The organism is Burkholderia metallica (genome assembly GCF_001718555.1).
In the GTDB taxonomy this organism is placed as follows: domain Bacteria; phylum Pseudomonadota; class Gammaproteobacteria; order Burkholderiales; family Burkholderiaceae; genus Burkholderia; species Burkholderia metallica.
This window is the reverse complement of sequence record NZ_CP013403.1, coordinates 1229189-1242323: the sequence shown is the minus strand read 5'-3', so window position 1 is coordinate 1242323 and position 13135 is coordinate 1229189. Positions and strand designations below refer to the sequence as shown.

General features: G+C 68.6%; 10 protein-coding genes. 2 read left to right on the top strand and 8 right to left on the bottom strand.

Annotation, left to right across the window (positions count from 1 at the left end; genetic code table 11):
- Positions 1–68: 68 nt before the first annotated feature.
- From WJ16_RS25225 to WJ16_RS25210, 4 genes are all read right to left on the bottom strand, one after another.
- On the bottom strand, positions 69–1784 hold the full coding sequence (locus WJ16_RS25225) for a cation:proton antiporter domain-containing protein (RefSeq protein WP_069259763.1): 1716 nt from the start codon (positions 1782–1784) through the stop codon (positions 69–71).
- A 208-nt stretch (positions 1785–1992) separates the two neighbouring features.
- Positions 1993–3405 (bottom strand): c-type cytochrome, encoded by a 1413-nt coding sequence (locus WJ16_RS25220; protein ID WP_069259762.1) that lies wholly within the window; start codon positions 3403–3405, stop codon positions 1993–1995.
- A complete protein-coding gene (locus WJ16_RS25215) occupies positions 3402–5180 on the bottom strand; it encodes a GMC family oxidoreductase (RefSeq protein WP_069259761.1) in 1779 nt (592 codons plus the stop codon). Before WJ16_RS25215 ends, WJ16_RS25220 begins: the two co-directional genes overlap by 4 nt.
- Positions 5180–5917, bottom strand: a complete 738-nt coding sequence (locus tag WJ16_RS25210) for a gluconate 2-dehydrogenase subunit 3 family protein (protein WP_069259760.1) — start codon at positions 5915–5917, stop codon at positions 5180–5182. Before WJ16_RS25210 ends, WJ16_RS25215 begins: the two co-directional genes overlap by 1 nt.
- 602 nt (positions 5918–6519) lie before the next feature.
- On the opposite strand from WJ16_RS25210, the gene WJ16_RS25205 reads away from it, so the two are divergent.
- On the top strand, positions 6520–7107 hold the full coding sequence (locus tag WJ16_RS25205; RefSeq protein WP_069259759.1) for an RNA 2'-phosphotransferase: 588 nt from the start codon (positions 6520–6522) through the stop codon (positions 7105–7107).
- Between the two features lie 9 nt (positions 7108–7116).
- Here WJ16_RS25205 and WJ16_RS25200 read toward each other — a convergent pair whose 3' ends face one another.
- Positions 7117–7533 (bottom strand): DUF3995 domain-containing protein, encoded by a 417-nt coding sequence (locus tag WJ16_RS25200; RefSeq protein WP_069259758.1) that lies wholly within the window; start codon positions 7531–7533, stop codon positions 7117–7119.
- Positions 7534–7873: 340 nt separating this feature from the next.
- Between WJ16_RS25200 and ald the strand changes: the two genes are divergently transcribed.
- Positions 7874–8989, top strand: coding sequence for an alanine dehydrogenase (gene ald / locus WJ16_RS25195; RefSeq protein ID WP_069259757.1), 1116 nt, complete (start codon positions 7874–7876; stop codon positions 8987–8989).
- A gap of 53 nt (positions 8990–9042) precedes the next feature.
- Here ald and polX read toward each other — a convergent pair whose 3' ends face one another.
- From polX to WJ16_RS25180, 3 genes are all read right to left on the bottom strand, one after another.
- Positions 9043–10809, bottom strand: coding sequence for a DNA polymerase/3'-5' exonuclease PolX (gene polX / locus WJ16_RS25190; RefSeq protein WP_069259756.1), 1767 nt, complete (start codon positions 10807–10809; stop codon positions 9043–9045).
- Positions 10810–10948: 139 nt separating this feature from the next.
- Positions 10949–11341 carry a TraR/DksA family transcriptional regulator gene (locus tag WJ16_RS25185; RefSeq protein ID WP_069261129.1) on the bottom strand — a complete coding sequence of 131 codons (393 nt, stop codon included), beginning with the start codon at positions 11339–11341 and terminating at the stop codon, positions 10949–10951.
- A 378-nt stretch (positions 11342–11719) separates the two neighbouring features.
- Positions 11720–13135, bottom strand: a complete 1416-nt coding sequence (locus WJ16_RS25180) for an undecaprenyl-phosphate glucose phosphotransferase (protein ID WP_069259755.1) — start codon at positions 13133–13135, stop codon at positions 11720–11722.

The following is a 13135-nucleotide window of genomic DNA, read 5'->3' as shown; positions in this document are numbered from 1 at the left end:
CTCCCTTTCGTCGGGCGCGCGGGTGACACGCTGACGGACGTGTCACTTCCGTCGGCGCCATCGCGCCGTCAATGCGCGGCCGCGACCGGCTTCGTCATCCTGCCGAGCACGTGCTCGGTCATCCCGCGCGCGAGTTCGGTCTCGCCCATGAACACGGTACCGATGCCCTCGCTCGACAACAGCGCGGCCTCGTCACCGCTGTTCGTGCACAGCACGACCTCGAGCGTCGGGTTGAGCGTGCGCGAAATCTCGACGATCTGCCGCACGTCGAACGCGTCGGGCAGCGTGACGACCAGCATCCCGGCGCGCGCGATATGCGCCTGCACGAGCACGATCGGCTCGATCGCGTCGCCCGACACGGCCGCGACGCCTTCCGCGCGCAGCTTCTCGACGAGTTCGCGATTCTGCTCGACGACGACGTACGCGATCCCGCGCTCGTCCAGCGCATGCGCGATGCGCGTGCCGACCTTGCCGTAGCCGACGATCACGACCTGCCCGGTGAGGTGCGTTTGTGGCGTCGACATCGGCAACGCGGCGAGCGGATCGTCGCGCGCCTCGAGCTTGCGCGCGAACGCCGAATGCTTGCGGATCCATGCGAGCGCCGGATCGACCATCGCGAACAGCAGCGTGTTCATCGCGATCGAGATCAGCGCGACCGCCAGAATCAGGCTCTGCCCTTCGGCCGACAGCAGCCCGAGCGCGCGACCGAGGCCCGCGAGGATGAACGAGAATTCGCCGATCTGCGCGAGACCCGCGCCGACCGTCAGCGCGGTATTGAGCGGATAACGGAACGCGATTACGAGCGCGACCGCCGCGAGCGTCTTGCCGATCACGACGATCGCCGCGACCTCGATCACGTGCAGCGGCTCCGCGAGCAGGATCTTCGGGTCGAACAGCATGCCGACCGAAATGAAGAACAGCACCGAGAACGCATCGCGCAGCGGCAGCGTTTCGTCGGCCGCGCGCCGGCTGAATTCCGACTCGCGCATCATCATCCCGGCGAAGAACGCGCCGAGCGCGAACGACACGTCGAACAGCTTCGCCGCGCCGAACGCGATGCCGACCGCCGCCGCGATCATGCACAGCGTGAACAGCTCGCGCGATCCCGTGCGCGCGACGAGCCACAGAATGCGCGGAAACACGCGCTTGCCGACCACCAGCATCAACGCGATGAACGCCGCGACCTTCAGCATCGTGACGCCGAGCGTGCCCCACACGCTGCCGCCGGCCGCGTGCGGGTCGCCGGGCGGCGTGCCGCCGAGCAGCCCCGCGACGGGCGGCAGCAGCACCAGCACGAGCACCATCACGAGATCCTCGACGACGAGCCAGCCGACCGCGATACGCCCGTTGACCGTCTCGACGAGCCCGCGCCCCTCGAGCGCGCGCAGCAGCACGACCGTACTCGCGACCGACAGCGCGAGCCCGAACACGAGCGCCGCACCGACGCTCCAGCCCCAGGTGAGCGCGAGCCCGCCGCCGAGCAGCGTGGCCACCGTGATCTGGACGATCGCGCCCGGCAGCGCGATCTTGCGTACGGCGAGCAGATCGCCGAGCGAGAAATGCAGGCCGACGCCGAACATCAGCAGCATCACGCCGACTTCCGCGAGCTGCTGGGCGAGCGACAGGTCGCCGACGAAACCGGGCGTGCCGGGGCCGATCACGATCCCGGCGAGCAGATAGCCGACGAGCGGCGGCATTTTCAGCAGCGACGCGAAATAACCGAAAACCATCGCGAGACCGAAACCGGCCGCGAGCAACGCAATCAGGCTGACGTCATGAGGCATCCCCCCTCCCGAGTTCTTGTAACTATTTAGTAAGGTTCAAGAACGAAAGGATAAGGGATGAGACGGAAAAATGGCGCGACGCGGCGAAAAATTCACGCGGCGGCGCGCCTGTGCGGGGTGCAACCCCGGCGAAGCGAAAGGCGCCGCGCGCAAGCGCCGGCGCCCTGAAGCACGTCGGACAAGCGGGGCTAGCGCCCCGCCGCCCCCGTCAGCGCGACGCTTGCGGGAACCGCGCACCCGGCGGCGGTTCCGGCCGCGTCAACGGCACGCTCTTGCGCACCTTCGCGACCTGCGCGGCCGTCACCGGCGCGCCCGTATTGCCCCAGCTCGTGCGCACGAAGTTGGACACGTCCGCGACTTCCTGGTCCGACAGACGCCAGCCGAACGGCGGCATCGTGAACGTCGACGGCGCCGTGTGCGTGCCCTGCAGCGCGCTGCCTTCCAGCACGACGTGGATCAGCGACGTCGGATCGTCGCCCTGCACGACCGGGTTGCCGGCGAGCGCCGGGAACACGCGCGTGTAGCCGTGGCCGTCGCTGCGGTGGCAGGCCATGCAGTTGTCGCGATAGACGGCCGCGCCGGGCTTGCTCGCGTCGCCGGTCTGCAGCGCCTTCGCGGCCGCCGCGTCGTACACGTGCGGCTGTTCGCCCTGCACGCGCGGCGGCAGCGTCTTCAGATAGCGCGCGATCGCGTTCAGGTCGTCGTCGGTCATGTGCTGCATGCTGTGGCCGACCACGTCCGTCATCCCGCCGAACGCGGCCGTGCGCAGCGTGCGGCCCGTCTTCAGGAATTGCACGATCTCGGTTTCCGTCCACGCGCCGAGGCCCGTGCGCGGCTCGCCGCGCAGGCTCGTCGGCACCCAGCCGTCGATCGCCGCGCCGCCGGCCAGGAAGTCCGGGCCGTCCGCATCGGTCAGCCCGCGCTCCTGCATCGTCGGCGCGCGCGGCGTGTGACACGCGCCGCAGTGGCCGAGACCCTGCACGAGATAGGCGCCGCGCGCGATCACCGGATCGGTGTACGGTGCCGCGTCGAACGGCTTCGGGGTCGGCGCGAACATCTTGCGCCAGATCCCGAGCGGCCAGCGCATCGACAGCGGCCATACGATGTCGACCGCGCGGTTCTCGTGCTCGACCGGTGCGACGCCGTGCATGAAGTACGCGTACAGCGCCTTCATGTCGTCGTCGGTCAGGCGCGCGTAGGACGGGTACGGCATGGCCGGATACATCGTGTCGCCGTTCTTGCGCACGCCTTCGCGTACCGCGCGGGTGAAGTCGTCGATCGTCCAGCCGCCCAGGCCCGTCTTCGGGTCCGGCGTGATGTTCGTCGAGTAGATTCCGCCGATCGGCGTGTCGAACTTCAGCCCGCCCGCGAACGGCTTGCCGCCGCTCGCGGTGTGGCACGCGATGCAGTCGCCCGCGCGCGCGAGGTACTCGCCTCGCTTGATCAGCGCCGCATCGGCGGATTGCGACGCGGGTGCGGCCGCGGCACCGGAAGCCGCCGCGGGCGCGGCCGGCTGCGCGAACGCCGTCGCGCCCGCGAAGCCGAACGCGGCCCAGGCCGTACCGGCCGCCAGTGCGCGCGACATCCGGCGTGCGACGGTGTGGTTCATCGTCCTCTTCATACCGTCACCAACGGGGCGGGATTTTTCAGGTATTGCTCGCGGATCGCGCGCGCCGACCAGTAGGCCAGCGCCGCGACGATCCCGGTCGGGTTGTAGCCGATGCCCTGCGGCAGCGCCGATGCGCCCATCACGAACACGTTGTGCACGTCCCAGCACTGCAGATAGCGGTTCAGCACGCTCGTCTTCGGATCGGTGCCCATGATCGCGCCGCCGACGAGGTGGGTCGTCTGGTACGCGCGCGAATCGAAGTGCTTGCCGAACTCGCGCGTCGACACGCTGATCGCCTTCGGCCCCATCGCCTCCGCGATCTTCTTCATCTGCCCGGTCACGTACTGCGCCATCCTGATGTCGTTGTCCTTCCAGTCGAAGGTCATCCGCAGGAGCGGCTGGCCGTACGAATCGCGATAGGTCGGATCGAGGTCGAGATACACGTCGCGGTACGACATGTTGGTGCCGTGCGCGTCCATCGAGATCGTGTGCGCATAGTTGTCCTTCACGGCCTTCTTCCACGCCGAGCCCCACTGCGGCGTGCCGGGCGGCGTCGCGATGCCGCTGATCGGCTTCACGCCGGCCTGGTTCACCCACAGCGGCGAGCCGCCGACGAAGCCGAGCGGGCCGTGGTCGAAGTTGTCCGCGTTGAAATCGTCCACCGCGACGCCGTTGCCGCCCGCGCCGATGAACGGATTCGTGTAGGTATCCTTGTCGAAGAACGCCTTGATCGTCGACAGGTTCTGGTACGCGAAATTGCGGCCCACCACGCCTTCGCCCGACACCGGGTCGTACGGCTTGCCGATGCCCGACAGCAGCAGCAGGTGCACGTTGTGATACTGGAATGCGGCCACGATCACGAGGTCGGCCGGCTGGTGCACTTCACGCCCGGCCGGATCGACGTAGGTCACGCCCGTCGCGCGCTTCTTCGTATCGTCGAGGTCGACGCGCAGCACGTGGCACTTCGAGCGCAGCTCGAAGTTCGTCGCCTGCTTCAGCGCGGGCAGGATGTTCAGGTTCGGCGACGCCTTCGAATACATGTAGCACGCGTAGCCGCTGCAGTAGCCGCAGAAGTTGCACGGCCCCATCTGCACGCCATACGGGTTCGTGTACGGGCCCGACGTGTTCGCCGACGGCAGCCGGTACGGATGCAGCCCGAGCGACTTGGCCGCATCGAAGAAGCGCTGCGCCGAATACGTGTTGAGCTGCGCGGGCAGCGGGAAGTTGTCGCTGCGATTCGCTTCGAACACGTTGCCGTCGCCGACCACCTTGCCGCCGACCTTGTACGCCTGCCCCGACGTGCCGAACACCTTCTCGGCGAAGTCGAAATGCGGTTCGAGCTCGTCGTAGGTCACGCCGGTGTCCTGGATCGTCATCCCTTCGGGGATGAACTTCCGGCCGTAGCGCTCTTCATAGTGGCTGCGCAGGCGCAGCTCTTCCGGCGTGATCCGGAAATGCACGCCCGACCAGTGCAGCCCCGCGCCGCCCACGCCTTCGCCCGGCAGGAACGCGGCGAGCTGCCGGTACGGCAGCGCGGTGTCCTGCAGGCCGTGGCGGATCGACACGGTCGTCTTCGACAGATCGAGGAACAGCTTCTTGCGGACGTTGTAGGTCAGCTCGTCGATCGTGTTCGGATACGCGCCGTCCGGATAGGTGTCGCGATACTCGCCGCGCTCGAGCGCGACGACGTTCAGGCCCGCTTCGGTCAGTTCCTTCGCGAGAATCGCGCCGGTCCAGCCGAAGCCGACGATCACCGCATCGACATGCGGCTTTTTCTCTGCGGCCATCAGCTGCGCTCCCCGTTGATCGAGACGGGGCCGTACGGATAAGGCTTGCCGCTCTGGTTGACGAAATCCATGAAGTCCGCGCGCGCCCCCGGAAAGCCGATCATCTTCCACGCGGCCATGTCGTGATTGCCGCCATGCACCGGATCGCAGAAGTAGCCTTCGCGCGTGTTCTGCAGCAACTGGCCGAAGAACACGCCGGGCGGCACGTCGTCGATCTGCGCGCCGCCTTTCTCCAGCGCGCCGAGCACGGTGTCGCGCGTCGGTGCGTCGAGATCCGCGAACGCCTTGCCGTGGGTCTTCTCGCAATAGCGGTTGACCGCCGCGATGCCGAGCCGGTAGATGTCGCGCGGCACCAGCTTCAACTGGTAGCCGAGCTCGGGCACGCCCTGCTGGAACGGCCCCTGCATGTACCAGGTCGCGCCGTGCGCATACGGCGTCTCCATCTGGCGGTCGATGAATTCGGGCACGCCGGATTCGAGCGCGCCGGGGCCTTCGGCGTCGGCCGGAATCAGCCGGTCGACGGCGGCCTGGACGAACGCCCATTCCTTCGCATCGAAAAAGGTCGGCTTGTACGGCGTGCGTTCGGTGCTGGCCGATGCGCCGGGCGCGTTGCCGGCCGTCGCGGCAGGCGACGACGAACGCAGGTCGCAGCCGGCGACCGACGCGATCGGCACGAGCGCGACCGACGTGCGCAGGAAACGGCGGCGCGAATTGGGTTTGTCAGGTGGCGTGGACATGGTCGGATGGTGATCGTTGGGGATCGGGGGCCGGACATGCGCATTCCGCGTGCCGCACTTCCGGCTCGGCAGCCACGCCGCACGCGGCTGGCCGTCCTGTTCTTTCGTCTGTTGCGAACAACCTCGATACGGGCGCAGGCCGCGCGATGCGCGGCAGCGCCTTCATGCAGCCGCGCATCGCGCGGGTTCAGGCTGCGCTCCATTGGTTCGGCTTCTTTTCGAGCCTTATCATCTGACAAATGCCGGCTTCTGCCCGCATTTGCCTCTCATCGCTCATGACCCTCATTCAACTTAGACGCCGCGCTTGCCGACGGCAAGCGCAACGTGCACGACCCTCTTTCGAGCCCGGCGACGAGTGCCGCGAATTATATATGGAACCGGTTCCATTGATAGAGGGATCAATGCAATTCAATACATCTAAAATCGCAACAATTGGAAAATCCAGACGACGAAGCGCGCAACGATCATGCGACGACCGGTCAAAATGGGGCTCAGGGAGCGGATGGTCGAGCGTCGAGTCTCGTCGAAGACCGTCTCTTTCGCGCCACGCGGCGCACCGGCGGATGCCGTTGCGCACGGCGCTCTGGTAGCCTCCGCGTCTCATGAGTACACGGAAAAAGAATGAACTGCCGGCGCCCGATGCGATCGAGGTCAGCCGCTACCTCAGCTACCTGCTGCGCCACGCGCCGCAAACGATCGGGCTGCGGCTCGATCCGGAAGGCTGGGCCGACATCGACGAACTGATCGCCGGCGCCGCCCGACACGGGCACCGACTCGATCGCGCGACGCTCGAAACCGTCTGCGCGACCAACGACAAGCAGCGTTTTGCGCTCTCCCACGACGGCCGCCGCATCCGCGCGGTGCAAGGCCATTCGACACCCGTCGTGCAGCGCCGCTATCCGGCCGCGCAGCCGCCCGAGCGCCTCTATCACGGCACCGCGACACGTTTCCTCGATTCGATCCGGGCGCAAGGGCTGAAGCCCGGCGCGCGTCATCACGTGCACCTGTCACCGGACATGCGGACGGCGCTGGCCGTCGGCGCGCGCTACGGCGTGCCCGTGATTCTCGCGGTCGATGCGCAGCGCATGCATCGGCAAGGCCACACGTTCCACGTCGCCGAAAACGGCGTATGGCTGACCGACGCCGTGCCCGCGGAATTCCTGACGGAAATGAATACGCCTGCGCGCTGAAACGCGCGCTCACCCCGGCCAGAACATCGACGCGATGGACAGCGCCAGCGCCGCGCAAAGCGGCGAGTAATACAAGGTGTCCATCCGCGCGAAGCGCGACCCGCGAATCCGCTTGAAGAAGCCGACGTAACGGAAATCGCCGACGGCCCGCACCGCGAAGATCAGTGCGAGCGCAACGACCGCGAACGAGATCGCGCGGTGATACGCACCCGGCCCGAACCAGCCGGCCCGCGCGGCAACCATGCACGCGCCGCCGAGCAATGCGGCCGCGACGGCAAATGTGCCGACGGCGGTCGGCCGTATCAGCGGCTTGCCGTCCTGCTCCGGGATCGCTGCACGTTTGCCCCGGCGTCCGCCCGCCGCCCAGTAGAGGTGAACGAGCGCCATTGCGCAAAGCGTCGGCACGCTGAAATACGCTCCGGTCATGTCGGTGAGTGCCCTCGTCTCGTAGTGGGGTTGTCTCGATGCGTGGCCGGCGAAATACCGGCATGCGGCCCCGGCACGCGATACACGTGACGATACCGAAGCCCGGCAACGCGCGCATTGCGACGCCCGGTCGCAACCCGCCACCCGCGGCAGCGCATGCTGCGACGCAGTGCGCGCGCACGCGGTCCGGCCGCTTGACTTCCCTCCGCGCACACCTACCCTGTTAATCCAGTAGAGCGATCGATCCGCGCCTGCGCGACCGGCCGCACGTGCAGCGTTCGCCGCGCAAGCGCACGGGCACGTTGCACGACAACGACGACGAAGGCCATGGAGGCGACTCATGCTGATCGGCGTGCCGAAAGAGATCAAGAACCACGAATACCGTGTCGGGCTCACGCCCGCCGGTGCGCGCGAACTCACGCGGCACGGCCATCGCGTGCTGGTGCAGCGTGGCGCGGGCACGGCGATCGGCCTGCTCGACGACGACTACACGGCCGCGGGCGCATCGCTCTGCGACGCAGCGTACGAAGTCTTCGCGCGCGCCGACATGATCATCAAGGTCAAGGAACCTCAGCCGGCCGAATGCGCGATGTTGCGGCGCGGGCAGATCCTCTACACGTATCTGCATCTCGCGCCCGATCCCGCTCAGGCCGCCGCGCTCGTGAAGTCCGGCGCCGTGTGCATCGCGTACGAAACCGTGACGGGCCCCGGCGGCGGCCTGCCGCTGCTCGCGCCGATGAGCGAGGTGGCCGGGCGCATGTCGATCCAGGTCGCGGCGACCCACCTCGAAAGCCCGCGCGGCGGGCGCGGCCTGCTGATGGCCGGTGTGCCCGGCGTGCCGGCCGCGCATGTCGTGGTGCTCGGTGCGGGCGTGGTGGGCACCGGTGCGCTGCAGATGGCGGTGGGCCTCGGCGCGCGCGTCACCGTGCTCGACACCAACGTGAACCGGCTGCGCCAGCTCGATCTCGTCTTCGCCAACCGGATCGCGACCGTCTGCTCGAACGCGCAAACGATCGACGAAGCCGTGCGCGATGCCGACGTCGTGATCGGCGCGGTGCTCGTGCCGGGCGCATCGGCGCCGCGGCTCGTCACGCGCGACATGATCGCGACGATGCGCACGGGAGCCGTCGTCGTCGACGTCGCGATCGACCAGGGCGGATGCTTCGAGACGTCGCACGCGACGACCCACGCGGACCCGACCTTCGTCGTCGACGGCGTCGTGCACTACTGCGTCGCGAACATGCCCGGCGCGGTCGCGCGCACGTCGACCTTCGCGCTGAACAACGCGACGCTCGGGGCTGCGCTCGCGCTCGCCGACAAGGGCTGGAAGCAGGCGATGACCGACGATGCGCATCTGCGCGCGGGCCTGAACGTGTGCGACGGACACATCACGCACGAAGCGGTCGCGCTGGCGCTCGGCCTGCCCTATGTGCCGGCGTCCGGCATGCTGGCGTAATGGTGTCGTGACCGCGGTCACGCGTGGCCGGCGGCATGCGCCGCCGGGCGCGTTCACGCGCCCTTCGTCCCGCGGCGCTTCGATGCGCCGCCCGCCCCCATCGTGCGTGCAAGCAGCGGCCTCAACTGCGCAAGCGTGCGCGTGTTCAGCAAGTCGTGCCGCGTGAGCCAGCCGCGTCGCGCCTGATCGACGCCGTACGCCAGATCGTCGAGTTCGTCCGCGCTGCACGCATCCGAGCCGAGCGCCACCGGCACGCCGGCCTTCGCGGCCTCGCGGCACCAGATGTCCGGCAGGTCGAGCCGCCGCGGCTGCGCATCGAGTTCGACGAAGCAGCCGCGCGCCGCCGCGTGCGCGATCACGCGCGGCACATCGAGTTCGCAGGCGTCGCGCTCGCCGAGCATGCGGCCCGTCGGGTGCGCGAGAATCGTGAAATGCGGATGGTCCATCGCACGCAGCAGGCGCGCGGTCTGCGCCTCGCGCGACAGCGCGAAGCCGTCGCGTACCGCGCCGACCACGAGATCGAGCCGGCCGAGCATCGCGTCGGGTACATCGAGACTGCCGTCCTCGCGAATGCCGGCCTCCACCCCCTTGAGCAGCACGAAATCGTCGAACGATGCGTTGATGCGATCGATCTCGTCGAGTTGCCGGGCCAGCCAGTCGAAGGCGTTGCGGCCGCCGCCGGCATCCGGTGCGCGGTCGGTGATGGCCAGGTACGCGAACCCGCGTGCGCGTGCCGCATCGGCCATCGCGCGCACGCTGTCGCGACCGGCCGATGCATCGGTATGCGCATGCAGGTCGCCGCGGACGTGCTTGTGCTCGACCAGCGCCGGCAGCTTGCCTGCCCGCGCCGCGTCGATCTCGCCGCGATCCTCGCGCAATTCGGGCGGCACCTCGTGCAGCCCGATGGCCGCGTAAACCGACGCCTCGGTCGCGCCGGCAATCCGTTCGTCGCCGCGAAACACGCCGTATTCGTTGATCTTCAGCCCGCCGGCCTGCGCGAGCCTGCGCAACGCGATGTTGTGCGCCTTCGATCCGGTGAAGTAGACGAGCGCCGCGCCGAACGCGTCGGCATCGACGATGCGCAGGTCGACCTGCAACCCGCTGGCGAGCACGACGCTCGACTTCGTCTTGCCGCGCGCCAGCACGCGCGCCACGTCGCCGTGGCCGACGAACGCGTCGGCAACGGCCGCCGGATCGCGGGCGGTGACGAGGATGTCCAGATCGCCGACCGTCTCGCGGCGGCGGCGGAAACTGCCGGCCGGCACGGCGTTGTCGACGCCAGCGATCGCGCGCAGGCGTTCGAGCAGCGGCAGCAGCGCGTGCGCCGCCTCCGGCAGCAGGAAGCGTCGGGGTTCGCGCTGCAGCCGGGCGTCGATCGCTTCGAGCAGATGCGCTTCGGTCTTCGCGCCGAAGCCCGGCAGCTCGCGCACGTGCCCGTTCTTCGCTTGCGCACGCAGCTGCTCGAGCGAATCCACGTGCAGCGCGTCATGCAACGCCTTCACGCGTTTCGCGCCGAGCCCCGGCACGTCGAGCAACTCGACGATCGCACCGGGCAGCGCGTGGCGCAGCGTTTGCTGCAGCTCGCAGGTGCCGGTCGCGGCGATCTCGCGCAGCTTCGACGCGAGATCGGGCCCGATCGACGGAATCTTCCCGAGATCGTCGCCGTTCGCGATCATCGTCGCGATGTCGCGGCCGTAGTCGGCGATCGTCCGCGCGGCGTTGCGATACGCACGCACGCGGAACGGGTTGGCGCCCTGGATCTCGAGCATGTCGGCGATCTCGGCAAACACGGCCGCACACTCGGCATTGTGGATCGGCATGATCGGCGTGGCTCCCTTCCACGTGGATGACGCCGACGACGGCGCCGGCCCGCCCGGCATCTCGTGCTGACGCCGCCGGGCGCCCGTTCACCATCGTACGCCGGCAGCGAAACGCGTGCAGCGTCGCCGCGTCGCGACGTCAGAGGGACGCGCGCGGCGTGGTGGCGTAGCGCCGTTCGTAGATCGACTGGCAATGCGTGCAGCGCTCGGCGGTCGGCAGCGCCAGCAGGCGCTCGTAGCCGACCGAGGCGTCGCAGTCGATGCATTCGCCGTAGCTGCCGTCACGCATGCGCTGCTGGGCGCGGCCGACCGCGCGCAGTTCGGTCAGCTTCATGCCGATCAACGCATGGTCGACGTCGACGAACAGGTCCGCATTCGCCTCGTCGCCCTCGTCCGGCGACGCGCCCGCAAGGTCCGCATAGGATTCCGACGCGCGCTGGTCCTCGCTCGTGCGGATCTCCGCACGCAACGTCTGCTCGCTCTCGTTCAGCCGCCGTTTCAGCGTCTGCCGTTGTTGCTCGTCGAGCGCCATGGCCGTCTCCTGTTCCGGGTTCCGCGCGGAGCATTGCGGCGCGCGGTGTCGCGCCGGTGCGCGGCGGGCAGGCGCGCGCGCCGCCACCGTGTCCGGATGTGCGCCCGCGGACATGAAGCGCCGGACGCATTCGACGCAGGATAAACCCATTGAACACGCGTGTGTTGACTGGAATCGGCGGACCTGCATCGCCCATCAAAAGCCTGATGAAACTGGGGACGGACGCAAGATCGCCATGCACGGTTCGTGCCACGAGCGCCCGTCAGGGTCGTTGCAGCGCAGCAGATTCATCGTGCTGCCGCGCCCGCTCGTCCGGCCGGTATCGGCCTGTCGACGCATTCATCGGCGCGGCGTGCTTCGCCGGATGATTCGTTATCCTTAGAACGCATTGCGCCCGAAGAATCCCCGCACGACCGTCAACAGGATGATCTTCATGTCGAACCAGAAGCTCCAGTTCTGCATGTAGAACAGGTCGAACTTCACGCGCGCCTCCATCGCCTCGACCTTGCGCGTCTCGCCGCGATAGCCGTTCACCTGCGCCCATCCGGTGATGCCGGGCCGCACGCGATAGCGATACATGTAGCAGTCGATCAGTTGCCGGTAGAAATCGTCGTGCTCGATCGCATGAGGACGCGGGCCGACCACCGACATCTGCCCGAGCAGCACGTTGAAGAACTGCGGCAGCTCGTCGAGCGACGTGCGCCGCAGGAACGCGCCGACGCGCGTGATGCGCGAATCGTTGCGCGACGCCTGCCGCACGACGCCCGGTTGCACGCGGTGCATGCGCATCGTCCGGAACTTCAGGATGTCGAACTCCCGGCCGTCCACCCCCTTGCGGCGCTGCCTGAACAGCACGGGTCCCGGCGACGACAGCTTGACCGCGATCGCCAGCATCGACAGCAGCGGCAGCAAGGGAATCAGCACGCCGAAAGCGAACAGCCGGTCGAACGCGAACTTGGCCCACAGCTCCGGCGCCGAGCGCGGCGTGGTCGCGAGATTGATCGCCGGCATGCCGAGCACGTCGGTGGCCGAGCGATCGACCACCGCCATCTGCCGCACGTCGGGCAGCAGCCGCAATTCCACGAACTCGTCTCGCAGCTCGCGGACGATGCGCTGGATCCGCCACTCGTGCGACATCGGCAGCGTGAGCCAGACCTCGTCGATCTCGCCGCCGCGGATCAGGTCGCGCAACGCGTTCCAGTCGTCGATCACCGGCACGCCGCCGATCCCGCCGGCGGCAGCCGGCGCGTCGTCGTCGAATACGCACGCGGCGACGAACGGCCCCTGCGGGTCGAGTTGCATGCGCTCGATCGCGACACGCCCGTACGCGGTTGCGCCAACTACCGCGACACGGCGCTGCCGCGCGCGCGGGTCGTCACGCGTCAGCGCAAGCGCCAGCAGCGCGGCACGGCCGAGCAGCAGCGCGGCGTCGGCGGCCAGCACCGTCCGCACGATCCAGCGTGTCGTGATCGTGCCGCCGCGGTTCATGATCCACATCGCGGCGGCCACCGTCAGCACGCTCGCGCAGACGAGCGCCACCAACGTCTGCGTCAGCGCATGCGTGCTGCCTTGCGGCGCCACACTGCCGCGCACTGTGCGCAGGTAACGCGGCAGCAATGCCACGGTCAGCACGCCCAGCAGCGCGATCGCGCCGCGCTGCGCGTCGGACAGGTCGCGCCATGCGAGGCCCGACGCCGCCTGCGCGCCGAGCGCGCCCGCCAGCACGAGCACGACGTCGGTCGCCGCGATCGCGGCACGCCGCACCGCATTCGTTCCACCGGACTTCGACTGCAT